Origin of the sequence: Sinorhizobium sp. CCBAU 05631, assembly GCF_002288505.1 — a bacterium.
GTDB classification, from domain to species: Bacteria; Pseudomonadota; Alphaproteobacteria; order Rhizobiales; family Rhizobiaceae; genus Sinorhizobium; species Sinorhizobium fredii_C.
Window position 1 is genome coordinate 197,334 of sequence record NZ_CP023065.1, and the last position, 24,606, is coordinate 221,939.

Consider the following 24,606-nt stretch of genomic DNA (forward strand, 5'->3'; position numbering starts at 1 on the left):
GATCATCGCGAATCCCTGCTTGATAAGCGTTGATCAGCTTCGCGGCAGAGTGCAGCTTCGCTGGAGATCTATCGAAGCTGGACCGTCCTTACGGCCGGACCATCCGTATCGGTTAACTGCAGCGTCTCGGCACAAGCCAAATATCACCTGTTCGTAAAGCAGGACTATGATGGTTGTGTTGACTCTGTGGAGCACTCAGCCGAAAACAGGCGCTGACTAAAGGAAGGAATTGCTGATGGCTGACGAGAGTAATGCGGGACCAGTTGCTGCGGCCGTAGCGACGGACGCAGAAGTGAAAGCACCAACGGCTAAGAAGCAGAGGTCGCCACGGCCTCAGAAGGCGGCTTCCGAACCGGCTCAAGCAAAGACGCCGGCCGCTAAACGCAGGGGATATACCGAGCAAGAGAAGAGCGAGAAGCTCAAGCTGATCGCGACGCAAGTCAGCGAAGGCGACACCCTCAAGGACGCTATCAAGAGCGCCGGCATATCAGAGCAAACCTACTATCATTGGAAAGGTGCTGCGAAGCCTGCCGAGCAAAAGGGCACCAAGAGCACCAAGCCCCTGCCGGCCGGCGATGAGTTGGCAGATCTTGTCCAGCTCGAAGAAGAAAACCAGAGGCTCCGCAAGCTGCTGGCGGAGAAGCTGCGAGCGGAAAATGCCGAACTGCGCAAGAGGCTCGGCCTGGACTGACCAGGACCGGGAATGCGCGGCGACGTTTCTTCGGCGTTCTCCGCGTCACACCAGACGCTTGTATTTGCTCCCCATTTGGCATTGCCGTGGCAAACGAAGCCCAGCTGTTCCCCGCTTTTGCCGGGTGAAAGGCGCGCCAGCTGCGGGGTTGGCGACCAGTTGAAGCGCGCGAGGAAGGGCTGTATTGCTGCGCCAGCAGCAATGCAGCGGCGCCAATCGGCGTTGGATTTTTCACGATTGCTTTGGGATCGAAAGTAGATGAAGACGCCACAACGGAGATTCGTTGTTGAATTCAAGTCGGGACGACGACAGCCAAAAGCCCAGACGAACTCGATCTGGGGAGACACAGATCTCCAGGCTTTGGCCCGCGAAGTGGAAGATACGGCGCCGCATCTGTTCAATTCCAATCAAGCGCCTGGGACGCCTGACTCAGGTGAGGCTAGGCCGGCTGATCCGATCAATGCAGCGTCCGCCAACGAACGCGCCGACGCTGTCGACCTTGCACTAGCGATACCAGTTGCCAACGGCGCAGAGGTCGAAATCTCGAAGCACCATGCGGCCGATCATCCGGCCGAAGCGGTTGTGCAAGGACAGGAGAGCCAACCGGCATCACAGTCTCGAACGACATCAACCGGCACGCCTCGAAAGCGTGCCAAGCGCGCCCCCGCCCAGACGATCGCGCACAACTCGAAGCTTGGGCACGAGGATCGAAAGGCGCAGACCGGGACTGTCGACAATCCGATCTTACTCGACGAGCTTGCCGCCCTGGACGCAGACAACAAGCGTCTCAAGCGGTTGCTGGCTGAACAGCTTCGTACACAGAACGTCTGGCTCAAGAAGAAGCTTGAACGATTTGATGCCGAATAGCGAGCTCGTGCCACTCGCGCCGGGCAAGGAAACTCGGTGAGGCGAGTTGCGCTGATGGCCGCGTTCGGGCTGCCTCGATGTCACCTGCCGGGTTTTCGCGGCTTTGCACTATTGAAGCGTTTCGTGTCTGAGAACCCGATATTGCGAGATCCGAAGCCGGCGCAATGACGGCGGCTGCTTTATTATCGTGATCATCCAGGTTCCCATTCCTCTGCCGGTGGGTAGTCGCGGTAACAGCAGCTAAGGAGGTTTTTACAGGATCGCTCCCTTCGAGCTCAACCCGCCCAGGACCACACTCGACGCCTGGAAGATTTTCTGCCCCACAGGAACGTTTGTTCCTCATCCTTTTGAGGTAACCAGCGAACTTCGGGCGCTTTCCGTGCTTGGAGCGTTCCCCAGCTGTTCGAGTATATTTCAAGGCATGCTGATTTTTAGCGTCGCTCATTGGGGGTAGCGCGGGACGAGGCCGAACCACCTCACTCGATGATCTGCTGGAACTCTCCCTGGGCAGCGGGATCGGAGGATAAAGGCGTTTGCCTGTTTTCCCATAGGCAAGACGAAACACTCATGCTAACAGTTCATTGTGCACTGCAGCAAGCCGACGACGTTGACCATGCCGACCGAACAAAAACGCAAATCACCGTCCGCACTGTTTCGCTACCTCTCGGAACGTTGGCCGGGTGCCTTCGACGCGAAAGAGCCGAAGCCGCTTAAGATCGGCATTCGTGAAGACATTCGCTCGCTTGACAGCGAATTGCCCGACGAGGATTTGAGTAGGGCCCTGCGCGCCTATACCCGAAGGGACAAATACCTCGCACAATTGCGTGCCGGCGCGACGCGTGTTGATCTCGATGGTGTTGCCGCCGGCGAAGTGACGGAAGCAGATGCGGCAACGGCCAGGGCGTGGTTGCAGGCTCGTTTCGGCATGGCAGACGCGGCGCAATCACCGCAGTCAGAAAAGCCGGCAGAGTTGGCGAAATCGGATCCCACGCAGGACACCAAGGCCAAACTTTCGCCCGGCCAGCCTAAGGGGTTTATCGTCGAGACGAAGCGCCGCCGCTTACCTAGCCGCCGCTTTGGTCCCTGATAAGTGCCTTGTCCCACCAAGCCACCGGAAATGTATTTGTCTCCACGGTGAACCAGGAACTCGCAGAGTTTCGCAGCGCGTTGCAGTCAGTTTCGGGCCGCTGCGCAATGGGGTCGGAGATCAACGACAAAAAAAGCCCCGCATTGGAGGCGGGGCAAATCGTGCATCCAGTTTGGCTCAGCCTGGATGCGGGGAATTGCATCCTTGATTGAAGATACGGCCGCACTCTATCTCCAGGTAGAACTTGTTTGGAAGGTCTGATGCCGGGATTCCGGTACGCCTGTGCAAATTATTGGGCGGGGCCTTACCGATTGTCGTCGAGCATGATCTTCAACGTCCTGATGAGGTCAGCCGCATCGACAAGTGCGTCTCTGATTTCGTCCGAGGTGAGATCCTCAGCCCGCGCCACCGCCGCCTGTAGGTCAATCAGCACATCTTTCGTCCGGTTGCTTCTTGACCCGCCGGTTTGCTCGCTCATGTCCCGTATTGTCGAAATGCAGCGGTTAAGAAGTCGCGTTACGACGAACGGGCTGAGTTTGTCTGGATCATTCGCAGCCCTGATCAGTTCAGCGATGAAGTCGGTGGTAAGGCTCATGAGTGACGCCCTGGGGTGCAGAACGCGATTATTGCTCGTTGAACTCTTGTTGGCATTCAGGTGAACCAGGCGCCAGAGGGGAGGTTCCCCATCGCCTCACGTGCCGTTGCGATTTCCCGATCACGATTCGCGGAGCAGTGGTCCGCTTTCCCCCTGTGCTGCTGTGACCCTGGTATTCTTCTCCGATCGGGCCGGCCCATGGATCGACGTGTTCGCTCCCACGGCTCATAGCTGAAAGCCGCCATCATCTGCCGGTGATGGGCACGCGATATGAGCATCCATCGATAGCCTACGCGCCGACTCCTTTGGCGGCCTAGCTCTCCGCGATGGCAAGCGTCTTCAGCAACTCGATGTCGCGCACGCCGGTCTGGTAGATGGTGAAGAGCTTTGCGGCGAGGGCTTCCGCTTCTTCGCCCTCCCGTGGGATGCGATATTCGTCCAGCAACTGATCGAGGGCTTGGCAGATACTGGCGACTTCTTCTGGGGTAACCGGGCGGTCCAACGGCATGGCTGCTCCGTGATCGGCGAGCAACGTCATATCCCAGGTACAGGCAGCCCGTGCATCGCCGGTGAAGAGCGATCTTACACGATGAAATGGTGCAAGGCAGATAGCCTTGTAGGCCTAGATAGAATGGCGGCGTCGAGCGCAAAAAGAACGCCAACCTTCCAAGCGTCGAGGTCACCGCGACGATCCTCAGCGGTTATAACGGCCGCTGAAGGTGGTTCCTCATGAAGGCGCCCATGAAGATGCCGGCACCACGACGGGGCCGGCAGTCGCCTTCGGTGGGCGCGGGCCGCAGAGGAGAGCTCGCAGGAATGCTAGCTGCGGTTTGATCAGCAAGGAAAGTCCGTTTCCGACATTCCGACGCTCTTCTTCCTTCAATAGCACGATTGCGGCCGATATCCGCGCACTCGCTTCTGGCGCGCCAGGACAAGGAAGCGGCTAATCGCTTGGCGGTCATTGTCAAACAGATGGATGCGCTCCTGGCCGTGCGTGCCGATGCGTCCCCAGCGCCGAATGAGTGCAGCGCCACCGAAGAGATCCGGCTCGACAGACAATTGGTAAAACCGCGCCATGTTGCTGCGGGCGTCGGTGCGCTGAACATAAAGGTGGAACCAATGTTGCGTCATGGATCCAAGATTGGCGGGACAATGCGCAGACGTCCAACGACTTTTTTGAATCGATGATCGCTGATCGATTCAAGATGTTGATATCGACCTTTGGAGTGTCAGCGACAAGGGTCCCAAAAACAAAAGTCCCGGGCCGATTCCATTTTCCACTCCGCTTTTGGCGGAGCGAAGCAGGCGGAGGCCTGAACGCGCTACTCCATTGCGCCGAAGAGAAGGCCGGAGCCTGTGGTAAACGGGAGCGGGGCGGCTGCCGCTTTCCACTGCTCGCTAGCACTGACTGCAAAAGCTGAGTGCGCCAGTTTAGCGTTTAGCGGCTTTCGCTGTTCCTAGTGACGACAGCGTCGGCCGATGGTTCGCCTGGCGTCATGCGTTTCATGAGGCGAATTAGGTCGCGAATGGTGTCGTGCGGAAGACAGTCAACGAGCGTCGTCAGCGTCCTACGGTCCTCGGCCTCTTCTGGCGTCTTGCCCCACAGGTGCGGCGCCGTCTCAAAGATCATGTCGAGAGGCAGAAAGCCCATGATCTCACAGAGATGAATGAGACGTGGGATTGACATCCGAGCTTCTGAGCCTCGCTCGTACCTGGCGTAGACGGATACCGAGAGTCCCAGCAAATGCGCTAGATCGGCGCGGGAAATGCCTTTGGCCTCACGCGTTTTCTTGAGCCAAACCGAGATCTTTTCATCGATTTCTTTTGCGGTAAGGATGCCGTCGAAACCAGACTGGCGGAAGACCGGTTTGGGAAATTCCGGATCGATCGTTTCAACCAAACCTCGTGCGCTCATCAAGCTGATTGCATCAGTCACCGACTCTTACCCCTTTTTGTAAATATCGCCCTCGACGGCCACTATGCAGCAAATTGAAGCAATTTGGAGCACGCTTCTCTGAAGACTCACAGCGATTTTCGTAAACGATTTGAGGGTGAGATTCCGATGGCGAGCTCTTTGAAAGTGAATTAAAATGCTTCAGAACGCGTCCAGAGTTCGGGCAACGCTTTCGGCTCTTAAAATGGCGAATCAGCCAAGACAAGCATTTAGCGATTCTTTGCCGCTATCATCTTCCAGTCGCTGCCTTTCCCTTGAAAAACCGTCTCAATTCGCGTGTCGCCGTCGATCCAGCTGAGCTGCGCAGATAGCTCGCAAGCGATCTCCGTATCTGCAATTCGAATGCAACGGTTGACGATCACTTTGGATCCGCCACCATGCTTGCTTAGATCCCATTTGGATAGCGCGAATAGTTGGGCCTTGGCCATATCATCTGTCGGCCACGTAGCCTTCTCGGGTACGGCTCTCGCCATTTCCAATTGAGGCAAATTGCTTTCTGAAAGGTGTCCCATCCCGACCGTCGGGCGGCCGAGTTGGGGAGCAACATACACGCCCAGCACGCAGCCGACGGCCACGCCAAGAAGAAAGCCGCGGCCTAACATCGATCAATAGCCGTTATCTTTGAGGAACTGATCGATCGCCGCCTTCATGATGACGGTCATCTTCACGTCGTTTTCAAGGGCGGCTTTTTGCAGTCGGATCTTCGTGTCGTAATCCAATGGGCAGTTGACGTAGTGTTTGGATTCCCGATCGCGCGCCCTCTTCAGGTCTCGCAAGCGAATTCTCGAATCTTCCCGCTGGAGTGCTTTCGTCATGGCCCGATCGCGCCGAGCTTCTTCTGTCGGTGCGATCAGTCGATTGACGGGCTGATGAGCCTCGGGTCCGGGAGGTGCAGCTTCTTCAGCCTGATGTGCATCGCTCGGCTCCGTCGGCAGCTTAGCCGGCTTGGTCCTCGAGTCTGGCTGGGTCGCGGATTGCTCCATTGAACGGCTGCGACGGGGCGCGACAGCAAAGTCGGAAACTGTCGTTTGGCCCTTAGCCATTTGCTGCCACCTCATTCTTGCCTGGCAAAAGCGTTTCGATGTCCCGAACCAGGCTCATGACTTCCGCCCTCGCTTTTTTCACCGACTCTGTGAGATCGAGCATTTGCACGGTGCCATATCCGTTTCGAATTTCCCGATAGCAGTTGCGCTCCATCAGCTCCGTTTGAAGGATCGTGTCCCATCAAGTGGTGTAGGTCCTGAGGTTTAGGCGGCCATCAGTGTTTTCCATTTAGGGTCGGGTTGTTCAAGACCAACCTGATGGAAAGATCACCGATGACCAATGACATGATGAACGTGCGTTCGCTCGTTGAGAAGAGCGCCGATGCCGATTTATTGCGCGAGATGATCGGCTTTGCAGCCGAGCGACTGATGGAACTGGAGGTAGGTTCAGCCACCGGTGCTGACTTCGGCGAGAAGAACCCGATGCGTCTCGCTCAACGCAATGGCTATCGTGATAGGGATTGGGAGACTCGGGCCGGAACGGTCGAGCTCCGCATTCCAAAGCTACGCAAGGGCAGCTACTTTCCGAGCTTCCTCGAACCCCGTCGGATGGCCGAGAAGGCTCTGACCGCCGTTATCCAGGAGGCTTATATCCAGGGCATCTCGACGCGCTCGGTCGATGATCTCGTCAAAGCGATGGGCATGAGCGGCATCTCCAAGAGCCAGGTGAGCCGCCTGTGCGAAGAGATCGATGTCAAGGTGAAGGCGTTCCTCGACAGGCCGATTGAAGGTGACTGGCCATACGTCTGGGTCGACGCGACTTACCTCAAAGTCCGGCGTGGTGGTCGCATCGTCTCTGTTGCCGTCATCATCGCGGTCGGCGTCAACAGCGACGGGCGGCGTGAGGTTCTGGGTATGGAAGTCGGCACGTCCGAAGCCGAGCCGATCTGGACGGAATTCCTGCGCAGGCTGACACGCCGAGGATTGCGTGGCGTCAAGCTTGTCGTGTCCGATGCGCATGAAGGTCTCAAGGTCGCCGTCACCAAGGTTCTCAATGCCACCTGGCAAAGGTGCCGGGTTCACTTCATGAGGAACGTGCTGGCACATGCTGGAAAGAGCGGCAGGCGGGTCGTATCCGCCTTCATCGCAACGGCCTTTGCCCAGGAGACCCCGGAGGCAGCAAGCGCTCAATGGCGCAGTGTCGCCGATCAGATCAGACCGAAAGTGCCGAAGCTCGCCACCATCATGGACGACGCTGAAGAGGACGTGCTGGCCTACATGACCTTCCCGAAGGAGCATCGGGCAAAGCTGCACTCAACGAATCCGATTGAACGTCTCAACGGCGAAATCAAGCGCCGCACCGAGGTGGTCGGCATCTTTCCGAACGACGAAGCGATCGTCCGTCTCGTTGGCGCACTGCTGCTCGAACAGAATGATGAATGGGCCGTCCAACGCGCCAGATACCTGACACTTGAGACCATGGTGCAAATGAGCGATGATCCCCAGATCAGTCTGCCCGCTGTGGCACGCTGATATTCCTCCGGCCCTACGTTGGAAAGCACGGCCATCAGCCGCGACCTACACCACTTCCAGGGACACGATCGTTTGAAGCAGATAGGAGCCGTAACCCCCTTCCTGCAGGTTCTGCACGAACGGCCTGATCAGGCGGTAAGCCTCCAGCAGTTTCGCCGGCATGGTGATCCTGGTGACGAAGTTGGCATGAGGAATTTCCCGGCCTACCTTGTCGGAAATATCCGCCGTGTCGGCCGCCGCCTGTCCGGCCGCCTTGATCTCGTCCTGGTTCGGCTGGATTGGCGTCAGCACAATGTCGGATCCGGCGATGATCGTATCCCTTAGAACCGTGTCCTGGCCGGGGGAGTCCATCAAAACCACATCGAACCTGCTCGCCTCGTTCTCCAGGAGCTGCTGAACGGTTGTCTGACGGGCAGCGGTTATAAGCTCGATGTTGGCAGGGAGGTTGTCCTTTGCCTCAGAGCGCTTCCACCATTCCTGTAGATTTTGGCGGCCGTCTGCGTCGATGAGAAGCACACGCTTTCCCTGAAGCGCATATTCCCCGGCGATCAGGATCACCGCTGTCGTTTTCCCAGCCCCACCTTTGCCGCTCACGGCAGAAATAAACTGTGGCAAGCGTCACAACTCCCTGTGCTTTCCAAAGTCATTCAGCAGTTCGCCCTGCACTCGCGCGGAGTTTCCGCGCCGCACGTGCACACGATGCGAAGGATTGCTCATACGATGAGGAATCATTGCACTACCACACCGTGCAGTCAAACAAACCGACTAAACTAAAATGTATGATGTGAACAATTGTCCCCACGATGTGAAACCATTTCCCAAGCGACACCTAAACACATGATGTGCAAAGCTCGTGGGGCTAACTCGTGTGAAATATCAACACGACATGGGAATGTGCCTAACCACAATGCGGCCAAACGCCTTGTCTGCCCTCGTTGTTAGGGCGATCCGGTGCGGCGTCAACCAAGCCGGGCCCTGGTGAGCGTTCCCACGTTAAACGACCCGGGCGAGCCCGGTCCGCATTGCCAAACGGCCGAGCGCAGCGAGTGCAGCTCGAAGTTGTTTAGTTGAATTTCCCCTTACAATTTGGAGAGGCAGGATACGGAAAAATGTGCTACGCCCTTTTCCTGCAATCGAGGGACGAACCCTCGATCACCTGACGCAAGCGCCAGTAGGGGGCCAACGGCCAAATGGATGAGGGGAAATTCAACGCTCTTCTCGAGCCGACGAAGAAGGATCGCACTTTGCATGTGCGCGTCACGGCCGACGAACATGCCGCGATCGAGAAGGCCGCAGCAGACGCCGGCATGACGGTCTCCAGCTTTTTCCGTTCCTTGAATCTGGAGGGAGCGGGCGTTCAGCCGATCTTGACCCGCGATGACCGCCTAGTGATGGCGGCGCTGCTCGAAGACATGCGGATGATCGGCATCAACCTCAATCAGGTTGCGAGAGCACTCAACAGTGGTCGAGGCGTTCACCCGAGCGAATTGGACATCAACCTGGAGAACGTGCAGCGGGTTCAGGCGGCGGTGATGAGCGAGCTGCGTGCCCTGACGCGGCGAGCTGGTTATCTGCGTCGAGGGGAGGAATAGCCTTTGGAAATCTTCTTCGGCGCATTCACGAGCGAATGGGAGCAGCGGCGCGCAGCGCTGCTGCATGAAATGTCGTCTGGCGGGCGCGGCGCTTCGGCCGAAGAAGAGATGCGGAGGCGCCTGAAGCAGTTGGCTCAACTCGGCGCTGCTGGTGGCGGCGGAGGCTCAGGCGGGGCTTCCGGTGGTCGTGGATCTGCTTCGAAGGGCAGGGGGGCTCCTCGAGCGCAAGTGACGCAGGCGGCGACGGTCGCCCGACCGATGGAGGCGCGGCTGGCGGCCGTCGCAAAAGGAAGCCAACCGGCAGTCGTCAAAATGGCGTCATATGGCGGCGGTGCTCGGGTCGGTGCGATGCTGAACTATGTGTCCCGTGGCGGCGAGCTGAAGGTGGAGAATGAGAGCGGCAGGATCCTCGAGGGGCGGGAGGAACTGGCGCGCATCCGTGGCGATTGGGACCACCTTTTTCAGAACCGCGCAGAAAGCCGCGACATTGGCAGTTTTTCCGTCGAAATCGCGGCGTCCGGCCTTGCATCGGACGAGGCATTGCACGAGCAGGTGAGGGGCACCCTGACAAGCGGCTTTGGCGATCGCCGCTATGCCTATGCGATCGCGAAAAATGAGGGCGGCTCCGTGACCGTTCAGGGGCTTGTCGTATTGCGAAGTGGGCAGGGGGAGCGGCTGACGGGCGACGCGAAGGCGGCCGGCATCATCCAGGGCCGATACGACGCCAGCGCGGCCGCCGGCGAGGCTGCGGCGAAGTTCTCGTTTCATGGCTACGGAAATGGCGTCGAGTTCGGCGCCAGCCGCTTGCGCGGGCTGGTCGATCGGCATGACGACGTTCGCGACGATCGCGGCCAGCCGATAGCGAATGAGAAGCACGCGGGCGACCTGGTGCAGAAGGAATGGCGCGGCGAGCTCCACAGCCGCAAGAGCCGCGACGTGATGCACGTCATCATGTCGGCTCGGGCCGGAACCGATGTTGCCGCATTCGAAGGCGCGGTGCGCGACTTCCTGGCTCATCAATTTGCCGGACATCGATATGTCTTCGCAATACACGATCCCGCCAGCGATCCGAAAGAGGCAGGGGAGGGGGGTAAGCGTCCGCATGTGCATGCCCATGCCATCGTCGCGATGAAATCGGATTCCGGCGATCGCATCGAGACGACGCCTGCCGTGTTTAGGGAATGGCGATCCGTCATGGCAGAGAAGGCACGGGAGAACGGCATTGAGATGGAAATGACGGATCGGCGCGAGTTTGCCGCCCCGCCAGCATTCACGCGCACCCAGGTCCGTCCGGTGAGCCGCGAAGGTCGCACGGAGCATGTCGGAACGAGCGAGGCGGCGCAGGCGAGATACGACGCCAAGCGCGGCGGCCGGCGCATGGTCGCCAAAAGCGATCGGAGCCGGGAGTACATCATAAAGGCGCAGGAATCGTGGCAGAAGATCACCTTGGTGGGTGGTGATCGTCAGGTCGTAGCCTATGCCGCACAGCATCGAGAATACTTGGAATCCTGGCTTTCGACTGCACAAACGGAGACGAGTAGCACTGTCATTCGCGCGGATTTTGGATCGAACTTCCGCATCAATTTGGCTACATTGCAAGAAATGGTTTTGGAGGGTCAGGAATTGCGCGAAATGTCACGAGCAGAGTTTGAGACTTACGAGAAGAAGGTCGAGACGGCCTTGTTCAAGTTGGAGCGATCGGTCTCGGCAGACGATCGGGCGGACTTTGACGAGATAGCCGGCCTGGCCCGAGATTTCGTCAATCAGAAGCGTGAACTGGTGGACCTCTACGAGCAGCGTAAAGAGGCATTGGCGGAGCAAGTTGGCGACGCGCCTCGCAGCGAGCCGCGTGATTCAGCGAACGACGAGCGGGACGCTGCGGTCGCCAAGCACGGCGAGGCTGTTGTCGAGGCCGGCAACGAGGCCATGATAGAAATCGAACACTACCGAGAGGGACTTGATCGGATCGAGGCCGGCTCGGCCGACCGCAAGGAAGGAATGCAGGCCGGGCTCAATCGAGCTCTGGAGCGGGCTGCGCAGTTGGCTATCGAGGGAAACAGTTACGTTCGGGACGTTGCCGATCAGGATCCTGGTTTAAAACGGGCAATTGAGCAGGAGGAAAGCAAATCCGATCGTCCGGAGGAAGTGAAGGACAAGGCTGCCTCAAATGCTGAGACAGTCGACGAACAGCAGCGTGATTTGCGTGCCGACGAAGAAGACCGGCAGCCAATTGACGACGACGCGCGAGCCGCTCACGAGCTGGCCTCCACCGTCGATGCTACTAATCGCCTGCAAGATCGTCTAAATAAGGATAGGGAAGCCGTTCAACGCGGCGGAGAAACGACACGGACTGACCCTGCACAACAGCATATTCCTCGACTTGAGGAGCTTGAGCGGGAGCAGATTGAACAGAGGGAACGCGACCGCGACGACCGGGATCGTTAAAGGGATATGCTGAACGATAACCGCCAACAATACGTCATCCAGAGCAACGATCCCAAAGGCGACGAAGGGTTCGGGAAGTTCTTGGGTGTAATTATTGTGTTTGTGATGTTCTTGGGCGTCGTCCAGGTCGCCTATGACTCGGCTACGGCCTGGTATCGCGGCATGATCATCTGGCTAAATGATACCACAACCTATCTTGCCGGCTTCTGGCCCTTCTGAAGCTCACTTCTTTTTTTGAGATCGGCGTCAATCCCGCCGATCTTATCGCCCGGACCTGACTGCATTGGGTGGAAAGCCGAAGTTCCGCACCCGTTCCGCTTACGCCTGATTCGCGCAAGAAAAAAGGACATTGACGGTGGTGTCGAGAAGCAGGGGCGGCTCTTTCGATTAGCCAACCAAATTCCTGTATCGCTCCAGCAGAAGGCTGATGCGTTCTAACGCTGGGGTAGTCACCGTGCCCGTCTGCCGTAATCGCGCATCTGATCGAGCCAGCGAGAGCGCTTCTGCTCATCGGCAAAGGAGAGGCCGTAGAAACTCTCGCGAATAGGCTTGATTCCGGCGAAGCCCAACATGCTGCGTTCGAAACTGCGCACGCCGTACGCGCCGAAATACCACCGGTAGAGAAGCACCGGCATTCCCATGGTGACGATTATACGAGCGGAGCGCCCGGCAAGCAGCCGCTTCGGAAAGCCGCCCTTCTTGTATTCCATCGCAAATCCTGGCCTGAAGATGTGCTCGAGAAAGCCCTTGAGCAGGGCCGGCATCGTTCCATGCCAAAGAGGAAACAGAAAGACCCAGTGCTCTGCCCAGCGCATGTCCTCCCGAGCCTGCTCCAGGCTTGGTGGTAATGCCCTGGTCTCGAAATCTTCTTGCGTCCGCAGCAGCGGGAACTCGAGCTGGGCCACTTCTATGCGGCGCACTTCGTGTCCCGCTGCCGTGGCCGCCCCGGCGTAAGCGTCAGCCATGGCGTGCAGGAGGTGGTGTCCGACTGGGTCCGGGTGACCCTGGACAATCGTAATGTGGCTGGTCATCTGCTGCGCTCCGTGCGACAGCTCGTGCGCGAGTTTCCTCATCAAGACCGCGTCGCGGAGACAGTCCGGTCAGGCGACTTTGGCCCGTCGGATGCCCGGATGGCGGCTTCAGATGCCGGTGCCACGCCAATCCCGGCAAGGAAAGCGCCGACGAGCTCCCGTACCTCCTCTTGGTGCCCCACGAGCAAATGCCCACCGCTGTCGTAGACGACCAGTTTCGCATTCGGGATACCGTTGGCGGCGAACTTGGCTGCCGGTAGCGTATTGAACAGGTCATCTCGGGCCGAGACGATCAGAGTGGGAGTGCTGATATTATCGAGTGGCAGGCGGTGGAGATTGGGTGCACTGTCAATGTTGATGCCAGGGAAGCGCCGCGAAAGCGGTTCGACGCCGCGAATGATGGCCGTCACCCGACCCCGCTCCTGCTCCGAGGCCGCATCAACGACTGCGGGCGGCACCCCGAGGAATCGGATGAGAACCGACGGAGCAATCTTTTCCATAGCCCACCAGGTAAAGTCGGCCCCGGAATTGACCAGCCAGAAGGCAAACGCACTGCCGCGGCTATCCTCGACCGTCACAGGGCTCTCGGGCGCGTAAGTTCCAGGGACGATCAGAATTAGCGCCGACACCTTATCCGGATGGCGAAGCGCCATTTCGATCGCCGAGCGCGCGCCAGCCGAAACACCGACGACGACGGCCTTGTCGACGTTGAGTGCGGAAAGCAGCGCCATGTGTGCGTCGGCTTGAGCGGCCGGTGAAGCATCAGACGGAATCGGCGTCTCCAAATAGCCGAAGCGCGACGGAGCGATGACGCGAAAGCCTTTTCCGACGAGATCGGCAATGTTGGTAAGTCCCTGGTCCCACCCGCCACCCGCGCCATGGATGGACAAGAGCGGAATGCCGTCACCCCTCTCGGCATATTCGATTGGCCCTACGGCCGTGTCCGCAATCTGCGAACCCGTCTCGACGGCGGAACGCGCACTGCTGATCTCCTCGCTGTAGGACGCCAAAACAAACCCGCCTGCGATCACGGCACCAGTACAGATAACCGACAAGATCCATCCAAACCGACGCATGGCGCGCTATACCCTGAACATCGCCTTGGCGCAGATTCTATCGCAATGAACTCAGCGGGCTTTGATCTCCCTCAAACGGATCGTTGATGGGGCTCAAGAGCAGATCGAGCCTGTTCCGTCAGTCAGACTCCAGCAGACGATAGATTTCCTGCTCCTGGGAGAAGTGCAGTCGCGTAATGGCTTCGAGCCCGTGGAGCAGGCGCTGGATCTCGTAAAGCTGCGTCGGGTTCGGGCCGTTGCTTCCAAGTGCCTTGCGCAGAGATGTGAAGTTATGAACCTGGCGTTGAATCTCCATATGGGTCCTGCTCATCCCAGCCAACGCATCCGGTGCACCGGCGCGCCCGCGCAATCTGGGATAAAGCTCGTCGTCATCACTCTTCTCGTGGGGAAGAAGATGCTGGCGCAGTTGGTCATCGAGGGCGGCAAGCTGCTTGGGGACATCCGCTGGCGGCATATGCTGAATGCGATCGGTCGTGTGACGTATCTCGTCGACCACGTCCATCAGGGCACGGTGTTCCGCCTCCAGCTTCAGGAACTCCGCAGGCAGCAATCGCGCCGTCTTTCGCCGTAGGGAAACGGGATCACCGAGGGCGCGTAGCGCATTTAGGATGGCCACGACGTCGATCGCTTCCTGCATCAGCGCGCCCTGAACCGGAGTCAGGTAGCCCATCGCGGCGGCGGCCATGCCGGCAATCGACAGACCGATGCCGACGTACACGCTCTGGAGGGCGATTTTTCGCGAGCGTTGCGCGATGCGGACTGCGCTGACGAGGCGATCCAGCCTGTCCACCAGAATCACGACGTCGGCCGCTTCGGAGGACGCCGCCGCTCCACGGGCGCCCATGGCCACCCCGACGTCGGCGGCTGCGAGCGCCGGAGCATCGTTCACCCCGTCGCCCACCATCATGACGGGCCCTGATGTCCGTTCCGCCTCGACGAGCCGGGTCTTGTCGTCCGGGCTCAGTTCGGCGACGGTTCTGTCCAGACCGAGGAAGGAGGCGAGGCTTTCCGCGAGGTCGCCGCGATCCCCGGTGGCAAGCACGATCCGCTCCACCCCGGCTGCACGCAATTGCCTCATGACGGAGCCAGCCTCGGGTCTGACTTCGTCCGCCAGCAGGAACGCGCCGACGAGGTCTGCGTCCTTGGCAACGAGAACCGCAACCGTGCCGTCCCGTCTGATCCATTCTTCGGCTTCCCGCGAGAAAACGCTCTCGTCAACCCGCGCACTGACGAAATCCCAGCCGCCCACCGCGATCTCGTGGTCATCTACGAGGCCGGCGATTCCGGAACCTGCGACCTCGCGAGAGCGGGAGGGGGTTGCGAGGCTGAGCCCGCGCTCGCGGGCGGCCGCGACCAAGGCGCGGGCGATCACATGGTGCGAACCCTGATCCAGGGACGCTGCGAGACGCAGCACGTCCAAGGGCTCGAGATCGCTGCGCGACTTGACCTCGAGAAGGCGGGCCCGACCGTCGGTAACCGTTCCCGTCTTGTCGAGAAGCACCGTCCTGACGGCGGCGAGCGCCTCGAGCGCGCCGCCGCCCTTCACGAGGATGCCCTTTCTGGCGCACCGCGAGACGCCCGAAATGATCGCGACCGGAACTGCGAGAATGAGCGGGCATGGCGTCGCCACGACCAAGACGGCAAGCGCCCGGACCGCCTCTCCGGAGAAAGCCCAAGCGGAAGCGGAAAGGAGCAGCGTGACTGCGAGAAACAGAAGTGCGTAGCGGTCGGCGAGCCGCGCCATCGGCGCCTTTGCGGCCCTTGCTGCTTCCACCAGCCTGGCGATTCCCGCGTAGGTGCTGTCGTCCGCCGTATTGGAAGCGACCATTTCAAAAGGGTCGCCCGCATTCGTCGTGCCGCTCATCACGGCCTCGCCAGCCCGCCGACGGACCGGCAAGGCCTCACCCGTCAACGCGGATTCGTCCAATACGGCGGTACCGTCCTTAATGCTGCCGTCGACGGGCAGAACTTCCCCGCCACGCACCAGAAGCCGGTCGCCGAGCGTTATCTGATCTATCGGTACCTCTTCCAACTGCCCATCGGCATAGCGGGCAGCGGTACGAGGGACGCGGCTGATCAGAGCTGTCAATTCAGAGCGTGCGCGCCTCTGTGCGAACGCCTCCAGGGCCTGCCCCCCGGAAAACATCAGTGCGACGATGCTGCCGGTGAGATTCTCTCCAAGAATGAGCGCGCCGGACATGGCAAGCGCGGCGATCAGGTCCAAGCCGAGTTCTCGTCTGCCCAGGCTAACGACGATCTCGATAACGAGAGCGGCAAGGACGACGATGGTTCCTGTCGCCCATAGCCACCGGCCAAGATCGGGCCGGCCAGCGAATGTGAGGATGGCGCCTGCCACGAGCGAGATGACAGTAAGTGCGAGGAGAAGGCGAGCACCCAGCTCTCCCACCTGCCAATCGCGCGCCAAGACCCGTCTTACGCTCAAGGTGTCTCTCCCCACGTCTCCTGGCGGCCGAGAGCCCTGCCTGCAACGGCCGCGGATTTCGCGAAGGATATCGGAGACGATCTCCGTTGCTTTGATCCGGCGCAAAGCTATCGGCCCCAGTGCCTATATGCTTGCAGGGAACGGTCCGGCGAAAGCAAGCTTGCCATAAGGGGGAACGTTTGCTTTCTTCAGTGGCACTTCAATTCGGATAGTCATCAATGACGGTACAGCGGCGGCGGCGCATCATAAAGCGCCAGCGGAGTTCTGTTGGTCTGGCGCTGGTAGCCTGTATATCGTTCCTTGCGGGTATGACCGACGCCATAGGACTCATGTCCATGGGAGATTTCGTGTCCTTCATGAGCGGCAACACGACGCGCGCCTCGGTGGCCCTCATCGAAGGGGACGTGGCGCGCGGCCTGCTTCTGCTCGGCGGTTTAATGGCATTCGTGATCGGCAACGCCGCGGGCGTGATCGTATCAATCCGGTTCAGGCCGCATGCCGTCTTGTTGCTTGTATCGGTTCTGCTCGCATGCGCTGCCTTGTCCGCCAATCGAGAAGCGCTCGCCTTTCTTCTCCTCATCTTCGCCATGGGAGCCACCAACGCCTCCGTCGAGCAGATCGAAGGTCTGCCGGTTGGTTTGACATACGTCACCGGGGCGCTCTCACGCTTCGGACGAGGATTGGGACGTTGGGCGATGGGCATCCGCAGCACGCATTGGATCATTCAGATCGTCCCGTGGCTCGGCATGTTCGCAGGAGCCACCGCGGGAGCATTCCTGGCGCGGGAAGCGGGAGACCTCGCCTTGTGGGTGCCGTCGCTTGGCACCCTTGCCCTGGCAGCCGTAGCAATCCAAATACCGCGGCGCTGGCAAAGCAGGTATATTCAACACCGTTAGAATGCCGTAGCCTTCGTACACCTGACCAGCAACCGGCTGAGGCATCGCGGCTGCTCTTCCTGGCCGGTTTGTCGCGCTGCCGCAATCGCCCGCTATCTGCCTGCGTCAATGTCTCAGTTCTGAGACGATCTCCTCATCGAAACGCCCCGCCTTGATGCGCGTCAAGGCACCGCAACGTCCTCTGTCGCTAAGCTCCCGTCCGTCAGCGTTCGCCCGGAGGAGGTTCGCGATGCCAGTCGGGTCGGCGCAAGATCGAACATTGGAGGAGATGGATATGACCATGAAAGCCGCCGTCGTACGCGAGTTCGGTAAGCCGCTTGTGATCGAGGAACTGCCGATACCGAGGCCGGGACCAGGTCAGGTCCTCATCAAATATGAGGCCACGGGCGTGTGCCACACCGACCTGCATGCCGCCAAGGGCGATTGGCCGGTAAGACCGAATCCGCCTTTCATTCCCGGCCACGAAGGGGTCGGCTACGTAGCCAAGCTCGGCGCCGGCGTTACGCGGTTGAGGGAGGGAGATCGGGTCGGGGTGCCATGGCTGCACACCGCCTGCGGTTGCTGCACGCCGTGCCGCACTGGCTGGGAAACGCTTTGCGGCAGCCAGCAGAATACCGGTTATTCGGTCGACGGCACCTTTGCCCAATATGGCTTGGCGGATCCGGCTTTCGTCGGGCGGCTGCCCGCCAAACTGGAGTTTGGACCGGCAGCTCCAGTGCTCTGCGCCGGCGTCACGGTCTACAAAGGCCTGAAGGAGACGGAGGTCAGGCCCGGCGAATGGGTTCTCATCTCCGGCATTGGCGGCCTCGGCCATATGGCCGTGCAATATGCGAAGGCCATGGGCATGCATGTCGCCGCGGCGGACATCTTCCCGGACAAGGTCGCGCTTGCGGAGAAGCTCGGCGCCGACCTCGTCATCGACGCGCGGACGCCTGATGCCGTCGAGGAAGTGCAGAAGCGGACGGGCGGCGTCCACGGGGCTCTCGTTACGGCGGTCTCCCCGAAGGCGATGGAGCAAGCTTACAGCATGCTGCGGCCCAAGGGCACGATGGCGCTCGTCGGCCTGCCGCCGAGCCAGATCTGCCTTCCGGTCTTCGATACGGTCCTGAAGCGTATCACGGTGCGTGGATCGATCGTTGGCACGCGCCAGGATCTGGAAGAGGCGCTGGAGTTCGCCGGCGAGGGCAAGGTCGCGGCACACTTCTCCTGGGACAAGATCGAGAATATCAACGCCATCTTCGAGCGCATGGAAGAAGGCAGGATCGACGGCCGTATCGTTCTCGATCTGAACGGTTGAGCCTTCGGTACAGCGGTAACTTCTGCAGCCCTCCGACTGATCCTGTCGGAGGGCGGCCCGCCGACGGGGCGGCCTCGCGGAGCCTCGAGAATCGCTCCTCCTCGTTCCTATCTGGACTGGACTCCCCCCGAATGTGCAACAGTCTCTGAGAACCCCCGAGCTGGCTGCGTTCACCGGCGCTTCGTGGTCTGCCGCAGCGAGATTGCGTTTCCAACTTGGCCGTCAGGGTCGAATCCGGAGAGGGGGGCTTGTGTCACGAAAGACCCGGCGACCTGTCCCGCCAGCGCGTTCTCGATCCACTTGGAGCGCTTCGAGAAGAGAGCTCATTTCACCGAGAGCGGTGGCTTGAGACAAGACGATGTCCAGCGCCGCATCCCGCCACGGGGTTCGCTTCAACACGTCCATACAATTCATCCCTTTCAAAATATCTGCTTGAGCCCACACTCATCGATCTAGCGCGCGGCGCAACTGGCGCTTTCCGTCTCGTTGTGCACCATCTCGGATGCAAGAAACTGACGCGATTGTCTCAGCAGACTTGAGCCCAGTTCAGCGGCTGCGGCGATATCGCCGAAGAGAAGGCCGGCTTCAGCGATCAGGCCGTCGTCCATCGCCTCGGGCTCGTTAGGTTCGAAGTCGCCAAGCAGCGCGAGCAGGGCCTCTATCCTTCGCCGCTGATCATCGGCAGCGATCAGCATTTGCCGCACGATGCGGGCCCGTTCAAGCCTCTCCAGGTCGCGCAGCGCCTCTCCGACTCGGTCGCGGCATTCGCAATCGTTCGCGCTGCTCAGGATTGCGCCACGCATGCGCCGGACCGCGTGGCTGATTTCCTCGTTGGTTCGTGCAAAATTCGAGGCGGCGTCGTCTGCTCTCATGTGGTCGCTCCATGTCCAATGTTGCGGGCGCGGGCGACCCAGGCGGCGCCTTCCTGCCCGTGGTGAAATCCGTTGGAGAGCGGGGCTGCCGGATAGACTTGTCTGAGCCGGGCGATGCCCTCTTCGGGATCCATGCGGCCGTGTAGGACCTCGTCGTAGAGGCGCGCGATCGCCACCATGTCGCAGTCTTGGGGCGACAGGCGGAAGCGTTGCACGCCAAAGGTATTGAGATCATGCAACTCCGAAAGAAGCGCCTGGCAGGTGAACGAAACCGTCTGCACTCCATTGAGGGCAAGGAAGGACTGGCGGTCGAGCGTCTTCACAGGCAGGCCATCCGGATCGTCTTTGCAGACAAATTGGCAGTTGTCTTTGATGTGTCCTTTGGCGCGGGCATGCGCACAGCGCGCGGAAATGGCGAGCGGCATCCGCCCGAATGCGAGGACCTCGAACGTGACGCCGGGCGTTCCAGAAATGATCTCTGCGATCGAGCTTGCCGGCAGTTCGGGCGGCAAACATATGCTTGACGCACCCCGTCTCCCGAGCAGCCGGGCCGTTGCCGCGTTGTAGACGTTGACGAGTGGGCCGGACCAGTGCGGCTCGCCTTCAAGCAGCGCCAGAGCGGAAAGATCGTTCGCCTCGACTGGGTAGGGGCTGTCGGCAACCAGGCCTCGGACATACTGGCTCTCGCGCTCGAGTGTCACGAGGGCGAGGGTGGAAAGGACGATGCGTTTTCCCGCCGCCACCAGGCGCTCGATCACCGGCGGGAAATAAGGGTCGGTGAAGTGCAGCCGCTTCGAGCAGACGGTTTCCCCGATGACGACGTGGGTCACCGGCGCCTCGTCGGCGATCCGAAAATAGAAGTCCCGCCATTTCTCCCCCTCCCAGAGATACAAAACGGGACCGAGTGTCAGTGTAGGTTTGCAGTCATTCACTGCTGTTTATCTCCAGCGTTTCTCATAGGCGCCGGACGTCGTGCGCTGGCCCTCGCTCAACAGACGGAGGCGGGCAAGCAGGGCCTGGCGCTCTTCCGGTCTCGCGGCGAGCGCTTTGCGCAGGGTCGAGACGACTTCGGCGACATAGGCCTTGCCGCGCTGCCGCCCTTCGATCTTGAGCGCGCTGACCCCTGCCTCTCGCAAGACGTCGATATGGTCCATCACGTCGAGAGAGACCGGGTCCTCGAAGGCATAGCCGCTTGCGTCAGCGATATCGAAGCGGCCCTTGCATAGCGTCGGATAGCCGGCCGCCTCCTCGCGGGGAAAGCGGTTGATCGTATAGGATCCGAGCTCGGAAACCAGGGCGTCACCGTCCTTCCGATAGCGCACATGGCTCGCCGGCGAGCACACGCCGTTCATGTTGGGCGACTTGCCGGTGGCATAGGAAGAGAGCGAGCAGCGACCCTCGGCCATCACGCAGAGACCGCCGAAGACGAAGACCTCGATCTCGCAGCGGATCTGGCGAGCGAGGCGGGCGATGTCGGAAATTGTCAGGGTGCGCGGCAGCACGACGCGTCTGGCACCGAAGGCTTCGACCAGGAAATTCACTGCGTCCGGATTGGACGCCGAAGCCTGCACGGAGACGTGGAGCCGTTGGCCGGGATAGGTCTCGGCGACATGGGCCATCAGTCCGAAATCGGCAAGGATAAGCGCATCGGCGCCCAGGCCGACGGCGTCCGCCGCAGCCTCGTACCACAGGCTCTCGTGACCGGCACGCATGAAGGTATTGAGCGCCACGAATGTCTGGGTCCCCTTGCGCCGGGCATAGGAAATCGCGTCGCGAAGCTCCTCGCGCGAAAAGTTGAGGCCGGGGAAATTGCGCGCGTTCGTCTCGTCGCGAAAGCCGCAATAGACGGCATCGGCGCCGGCATCGACCGCCTCGCGGAATGCCGCCGGCGTACCGGCTGGGCAGATCAGCTCCATGCGACGGTCTCCCCGGAAAGCGCGCGCCGACGGATCGCTGCCGCCGTTCGGCTGACGAGCGGCGCAACCGGCCCGGCGGCTGCGCCGAGATCGCGTGGCAGGTCGATCTCCGAGCCGTCGAGAGCATTGCGCAGTGCCAGCATCGCCTCCATGTCTCCGACGACGGTGAGCGCCCGCGAAAAGAACAGTGCGTCGGCGTCGCAGCGGCCTTCGAGAAGCGCCAGCAGAAGGAACAGCGGACCCTCCACAGCGGCATCCGCCGGCGGATCTGCCGGCCTGCGTATCACGGAAATCACGGGCCGCGCCGGCTCGACCAGGAAGACAAGTGGCAGGTCGCTCGGCCGGAAGGCAAAGCGTTTCGCCTTGTGTTCTCCGAGGCGCTCGAAGAGGGCGGGATGACGCTTGAGCAGGCTCGAGAACATGAGCCTCACCGCCCCCTCGATCAGGGGAACCGGCACGACGGCAAGGGGTGCGGCCAGCGGGCGCGGGATTTCCATATTCTCTCGCCTTTCGCGGAATGACGATTCGTCCGTTCGATACCGAGCCTAGCGGCGATGTCCGCCGCACAATTTGAGCCAGCGCAAAGACAGAACCGAATTCGCGGGCGAGACACCGCGCATGCATCGCACAGACTCGACCATTCGCCGCTTCTCGGGGCTCCAGGAATTTGCCGAAATGCTTGAGCAGCGCGGACGGCTGCGCCGCATAGCGCGACCGGTTTCACTCGTGCATGAGGTGACGGAGATCCACCGGCGCGTGCTCAAGTCAGACGGACCGGCATTGCTCTTCGAGAAACCGGTCGATGCCGCCGGTCGCCTTTGCGACATGCCGCTTCTCGCCAATCTCTTCGGTACACGGGAGAGGATAGAGTGGGGTTTCGGGCTTCCGACAGGCGGCCTGCCGGCGCTGGCGGAAATGCTGGCGGAACTGCGCGAGCCGAGGTCGCCGCAATCGCTGAAGGATGCATGGAGCAAGCTGCCGCTATTGAACGCCGCTCTCGCGATGCGACCCCGAAGAGTGGCACGTCCTCCGGTGCAGGAGACGGTGTGGCGCGGCGCGGAAGCGGACCTCGCGCGCTTGCCGGTCCAATGGTGCTGGCCGGGTGAGCCGGCGCCGCTTGTCACCTGGCCGCTGGTGATCACCCGCGCGCCGGACGATCCGACCGATGTCAATGTCGGCATCTACCGCATGCAGGTGCTCGGCCCGAACCGGCTCATCCTTAGATGGCTGGCGCATCGCGGCGGCGCCCGCCATCATCGCCTGTGGCGGGAGCGCGGCGAAAACATGCCGGTGGCGGTGGCGATCGGTGCCGATCCGGCGACGATTCTTGCGGCGGTGATGCCCTTGCCCGAGAGCATGAGCGAGCTCAACTTTGCCGGACTGTTGAAGGCGGAACGGCCGCAGGTCGCTCCGGCAATCACCGTGCCGCTGTGGGTGCCGGCCACGGCCGAGATCGTCCTTGAGGGCGTCGTTTCGTCTGACGAGACCGCGGAAGAGGGGCCCTATGGCGACCACACCGGCTACTACAATTCCGTCGAGCGCTTTCCGGTGATGGCGCTCTCGGCAATCACCATGCGCCGCAAACCCTATTATCTCTCGACCTACACCGGCAGACCACCGGATGAGCCGTCGAAGCTTGGCGAGGCCATGATGGAGCTTTTCCTGCCGCTGGTGAAACGGCAATTTCGTGAAATCGTCGATCTCCATATGCCGCCGGAGGCGTGCTCCTACCGGGCCATGGTCGTTTCGCTCGACAAGCGATATCCGGGCCAGGCGAAGCGGATCATGATGGGCCTGTGGTCGATGCTGCCGCAGTTCACCTACACCAAGCTGATCATCGCCGTCGATCCGGACATCGACGTCAGGAATTGGGCCGACGTCATCTGGGCGCTTTCGACACGATTGGACGCCAGCCGCGACGTCACCATCCTCAACGACACGCCGATCGACTATCTCGACTTCGCGTCTCCGAAGCCCGGCCTTGGCGGCAAGCTCGGGCTCGACGCCACACGCAAGCTTCCGCCGGAGACTGAGCGCGAATGGGGACGCGTGCTCGAAATGCCGGCGCAGGTTGTCGGGAGGGTCGATCAAATTTGGGCGGAACTGGGCTTCGGAGCAATGCCATGAGCAAGGAACGGGTCGTGGTTGGCGTTTCGGGGGCATCGGGCGCGGCGCTGGCGCTCCGGGTTGTCGAGCGTCTCGCGGAAATCCCCTCGATCGAGACGCATCTCATTGTCTCGACTGCAGGAAAGCGCACGCTGTTGCACGAGAGCGGGCCGCATGCGCTGCATCATTTGCTGAGGATCGTCGACCGCAGCTATCCGATTGGAGACATCGGCGCGGCAACGGCAAGCGGTTCGTTCAGAACTGCTGGCATGATCGTCGTTCCCTGCTCGATGCGAACTCTGGCGGCGATCGCTACCGGTCTTGCCGACAATCTCATTGTGCGGGCGGCGGATGTGCACCTCAAGGAGCGGCGAAGACTCGTGCTGATGACACGCGAGACGCCGCTGCATCTCGGCCATCTGCGCAACATGGCGACCGTCACGGAAATGGGTGCGGTCGTCATGCCGCCGGTGCCGGCCTTCTATCACCGGCCGCAAAGCGTCGAAGAGATCATCGACCATCTTGCCGCGCGCGCGATCGATCTTGTCGCCCTGCCGATCGCGCCACTCGCAACCGAATGGGACCCACTGTCGCACCGTCAGCCCGCTGGGGCGAAAAAAAAGCGGGTCCGTGTAGAAGAGGCGGCGCGGCCGATGGCGGCAAGAGGCACGTCGCCTACATCCGCAGTTCGGGTCGAGAGACAATGAAGACGCCGACGGCGAGGACGATCGCCGCTACGACAGCCGCAACCATCGGCGACGGTCCGGACCGAAACAAGAAGTATGCGAAGCCCGTAGCCATGAGCGATATCGCACATATCTTCGCGCCCCGCGATATTGCACCAGCCTCTCGCCAGTCACGCAGCGGCTGCCCGAACACCGGATGATCGAACAGCCATTTTTCGAGATTTGGAGAAGAGCGCCCAAACAGCCATGCTGCAAGAAGCAGGAACGGTGTCGTCGGCAGAAGTGGAAGAAATATGCCGACCAAGCCGAGTCCAACCATCGCCCAGCCGAGCCCAAGAAGAACAGCGCGCATGGAAGGGTTCAATTCAATTGTCTTCTCCTTGCCAGAGCATGAAACCTGCGGGAGATTTCTGGTCAATCCTGTGCTCGTCGCTGCCATTGTCGAGACGGCCAATCAGCACTTCGGGCCCGGTGCATTGGCAGTTCTGTTATTGAGCCGTCAGCCAATTCCATGGGCTCTGAGGCATGCCCAACTG

Annotated in this window: 25 protein-coding genes and 2 pseudogenes; 11 read left to right on the top strand and 16 right to left on the bottom strand. The window is 60.7% G+C overall.

All coding sequences use genetic code 11. The features are described 5' to 3' along the window. Positions 1-235: 235 nt before the first annotated feature. From SS05631_RS27500 to SS05631_RS27510, 3 genes are all read left to right on the top strand, one after another. Positions 236-691, top strand: a complete 456-nt coding sequence (locus SS05631_RS27500; protein ID WP_037427150.1) for a transposase — start codon at positions 236-238, stop codon at positions 689-691. 258 nt (positions 692-949) lie between these two features. Continuing rightward, the gene (locus tag SS05631_RS27505) at positions 950-1,558 is read left to right on the top strand and encodes a hypothetical protein (RefSeq protein WP_037427149.1); all 609 of its coding nucleotides are present in this window, start codon (positions 950-952) and stop codon (positions 1,556-1,558) included. Between the two features lie 613 nt (positions 1,559-2,171). Beyond that, the gene (locus SS05631_RS27510; protein WP_037427148.1) at positions 2,172-2,645 is read left to right on the top strand and encodes a ProQ/FinO family protein; all 474 of its coding nucleotides are present in this window, start codon (positions 2,172-2,174) and stop codon (positions 2,643-2,645) included. A 304-nt stretch (positions 2,646-2,949) separates the two neighbouring features. On the opposite strand, the gene SS05631_RS27515 is transcribed toward SS05631_RS27510, so the two are convergent. The 7 genes and pseudogenes from SS05631_RS27515 to SS05631_RS32240 all read right to left on the bottom strand — a co-directional run. Continuing rightward, positions 2,950-3,240, bottom strand: a complete 291-nt coding sequence (locus SS05631_RS27515; protein WP_037427147.1) for a hypothetical protein — start codon at positions 3,238-3,240, stop codon at positions 2,950-2,952. A 313-nt stretch (positions 3,241-3,553) separates the two neighbouring features. Further along, positions 3,554-3,748, bottom strand: a complete 195-nt coding sequence (locus tag SS05631_RS27520) for a hypothetical protein (RefSeq protein WP_037427144.1) — start codon at positions 3,746-3,748, stop codon at positions 3,554-3,556. Between the two features lie 371 nt (positions 3,749-4,119). After that, complete coding sequence (locus SS05631_RS27525; RefSeq protein WP_037427142.1) at positions 4,120-4,371, bottom strand: WGR domain-containing protein; 252 nt, start codon at positions 4,369-4,371, stop codon at positions 4,120-4,122. Between the two features lie 307 nt (positions 4,372-4,678). Next, positions 4,679-5,164, bottom strand: coding sequence for a helix-turn-helix transcriptional regulator (locus SS05631_RS27530; protein ID WP_037427157.1), 486 nt, complete (start codon positions 5,162-5,164; stop codon positions 4,679-4,681). A gap of 239 nt (positions 5,165-5,403) precedes the next feature. After that, a complete protein-coding gene (locus tag SS05631_RS27535; protein ID WP_037427140.1) occupies positions 5,404-5,796 on the bottom strand; it encodes a hypothetical protein in 393 nt (130 codons plus the stop codon). A 3-nt stretch (positions 5,797-5,799) separates the two neighbouring features. Then, positions 5,800-6,237 carry a hypothetical protein gene (locus SS05631_RS32235; protein WP_037427138.1) on the bottom strand — a complete coding sequence of 146 codons (438 nt, stop codon included), beginning with the start codon at positions 6,235-6,237 and terminating at the stop codon, positions 5,800-5,802. After that, positions 6,230-6,409: pseudogene (locus SS05631_RS32240) on the bottom strand (ParA family protein); the annotation flags it as partial. The pseudogene SS05631_RS32240 and the gene SS05631_RS32235, both read right to left, overlap by 8 nt. A 101-nt stretch (positions 6,410-6,510) precedes the next feature. Between SS05631_RS32240 and SS05631_RS27550 the strand changes: the two are divergent. Then, on the top strand, positions 6,511-7,710 hold the full coding sequence (locus SS05631_RS27550; RefSeq protein WP_037427698.1) for an IS256 family transposase: 1,200 nt from the start codon (positions 6,511-6,513) through the stop codon (positions 7,708-7,710). Positions 7,711-7,779: 69 nt separating this feature from the next. Here SS05631_RS27550 and SS05631_RS27555 read toward each other — a convergent pair. Further along, positions 7,780-8,325 (bottom strand): annotated as a pseudogene (locus tag SS05631_RS27555) (ParA family protein); the annotation flags it as partial. Positions 8,326-8,900: 575 nt separating this feature from the next. On the opposite strand from SS05631_RS27555, the gene mobC reads away from it, so the two are divergent. From mobC to SS05631_RS27570, 3 genes are read left to right on the top strand one after another with little or no spacing between them, the layout of a single operon-like run. Further along, positions 8,901-9,302 (top strand): plasmid mobilization relaxosome protein MobC, encoded by a 402-nt coding sequence (mobC, locus tag SS05631_RS27560; protein WP_037425202.1) that lies wholly within the window; start codon positions 8,901-8,903, stop codon positions 9,300-9,302. Between the two features lie 3 nt (positions 9,303-9,305). Next, on the top strand, positions 9,306-11,747 hold the full coding sequence (locus SS05631_RS27565; RefSeq protein ID WP_037425204.1) for a hypothetical protein: 2,442 nt from the start codon (positions 9,306-9,308) through the stop codon (positions 11,745-11,747). 6 nt (positions 11,748-11,753) lie between these two features. Then, positions 11,754-11,966: a hypothetical protein gene (locus SS05631_RS27570; RefSeq protein ID WP_037425206.1), complete on the top strand. Its 213-nt coding sequence runs from the start codon at positions 11,754-11,756 to the stop codon at positions 11,964-11,966. Between the two features lie 230 nt (positions 11,967-12,196). Here the strand turns inward: SS05631_RS27570 and SS05631_RS27575 are convergent, their stop codons facing one another. The 3 genes from SS05631_RS27575 to SS05631_RS27585 form a co-directional block, all read right to left on the bottom strand. After that, positions 12,197-12,778 (bottom strand): NAD(P)H-dependent oxidoreductase, encoded by a 582-nt coding sequence (locus tag SS05631_RS27575; RefSeq protein WP_037425261.1) that lies wholly within the window; start codon positions 12,776-12,778, stop codon positions 12,197-12,199. Positions 12,779-12,819: 41 nt separating this feature from the next. Beyond that, positions 12,820-13,854: an alpha/beta hydrolase gene (locus SS05631_RS27580; protein ID WP_037425207.1), complete on the bottom strand. Its 1,035-nt coding sequence runs from the start codon at positions 13,852-13,854 to the stop codon at positions 12,820-12,822. A gap of 118 nt (positions 13,855-13,972) precedes the next feature. Then, positions 13,973-16,261, bottom strand: coding sequence for a heavy metal translocating P-type ATPase (locus SS05631_RS27585; protein WP_244412350.1), 2,289 nt, complete (start codon positions 16,259-16,261; stop codon positions 13,973-13,975). Between the two features lie 254 nt (positions 16,262-16,515). On the opposite strand from SS05631_RS27585, the gene SS05631_RS27590 reads away from it, so the two are divergent. Together SS05631_RS27590 and adhP are read left to right on the top strand one after the other, a co-directional pair. Then, entirely contained in the window at positions 16,516-17,193 is a 678-nt protein-coding gene (locus SS05631_RS27590; RefSeq protein WP_037425209.1) for a YoaK family protein, read from the top strand. Between the two features lie 268 nt (positions 17,194-17,461). Continuing rightward, the gene (gene adhP, locus SS05631_RS27595; RefSeq protein WP_037425211.1) at positions 17,462-18,490 is read left to right on the top strand and encodes an alcohol dehydrogenase AdhP; all 1,029 of its coding nucleotides are present in this window, start codon (positions 17,462-17,464) and stop codon (positions 18,488-18,490) included. 452 nt (positions 18,491-18,942) lie between these two features. Here adhP and SS05631_RS27605 read toward each other — a convergent pair whose 3' ends face one another. The 4 genes from SS05631_RS27605 to SS05631_RS27620 are packed head-to-tail and all read right to left on the bottom strand — an operon-like array spanning position 18,943 to position 21,775. Further along, the gene (locus tag SS05631_RS27605; RefSeq protein ID WP_037425213.1) at positions 18,943-19,362 is read right to left on the bottom strand and encodes a hypothetical protein; all 420 of its coding nucleotides are present in this window, start codon (positions 19,360-19,362) and stop codon (positions 18,943-18,945) included. Further along, positions 19,359-20,294 carry a U32 family peptidase gene (locus SS05631_RS27610; RefSeq protein ID WP_037425215.1) on the bottom strand — a complete coding sequence of 312 codons (936 nt, stop codon included), beginning with the start codon at positions 20,292-20,294 and terminating at the stop codon, positions 19,359-19,361. The genes SS05631_RS27605 and SS05631_RS27610 overlap by 4 nt, the downstream gene beginning before the upstream one ends. A 6-nt stretch (positions 20,295-20,300) precedes the next feature. Continuing rightward, positions 20,301-21,278 (bottom strand): peptidase U32 family protein, encoded by a 978-nt coding sequence (locus SS05631_RS27615; RefSeq protein WP_037425218.1) that lies wholly within the window; start codon positions 21,276-21,278, stop codon positions 20,301-20,303. Beyond that, entirely contained in the window at positions 21,269-21,775 is a 507-nt protein-coding gene (locus SS05631_RS27620) for an SCP2 sterol-binding domain-containing protein (RefSeq protein ID WP_037425221.1), read from the bottom strand. Before SS05631_RS27620 ends, SS05631_RS27615 begins: the two co-directional genes overlap by 10 nt. A gap of 121 nt (positions 21,776-21,896) precedes the next feature. Here SS05631_RS27620 and SS05631_RS27625 point away from each other — a divergent pair, with 121 nt between their 5' ends. Together SS05631_RS27625 and SS05631_RS27630 are read left to right on the top strand one after the other, a co-directional pair. Then, on the top strand, positions 21,897-23,405 hold the full coding sequence (locus SS05631_RS27625; RefSeq protein WP_037425224.1) for a UbiD family decarboxylase: 1,509 nt from the start codon (positions 21,897-21,899) through the stop codon (positions 23,403-23,405). After that, positions 23,402-24,091, top strand: coding sequence for a UbiX family flavin prenyltransferase (locus SS05631_RS27630; protein WP_037425227.1), 690 nt, complete (start codon positions 23,402-23,404; stop codon positions 24,089-24,091). Before SS05631_RS27625 ends, SS05631_RS27630 begins: the two co-directional genes overlap by 4 nt. Here the strand turns inward: SS05631_RS27630 and SS05631_RS27635 are convergent. Beyond that, complete coding sequence (locus SS05631_RS27635; protein ID WP_037425230.1) at positions 24,060-24,434, bottom strand: DUF454 family protein; 375 nt, start codon at positions 24,432-24,434, stop codon at positions 24,060-24,062. The two genes, SS05631_RS27630 and SS05631_RS27635, sit on opposite strands and share 32 nt — an antisense overlap. Positions 24,435-24,606 lie beyond the last annotated feature (172 nt).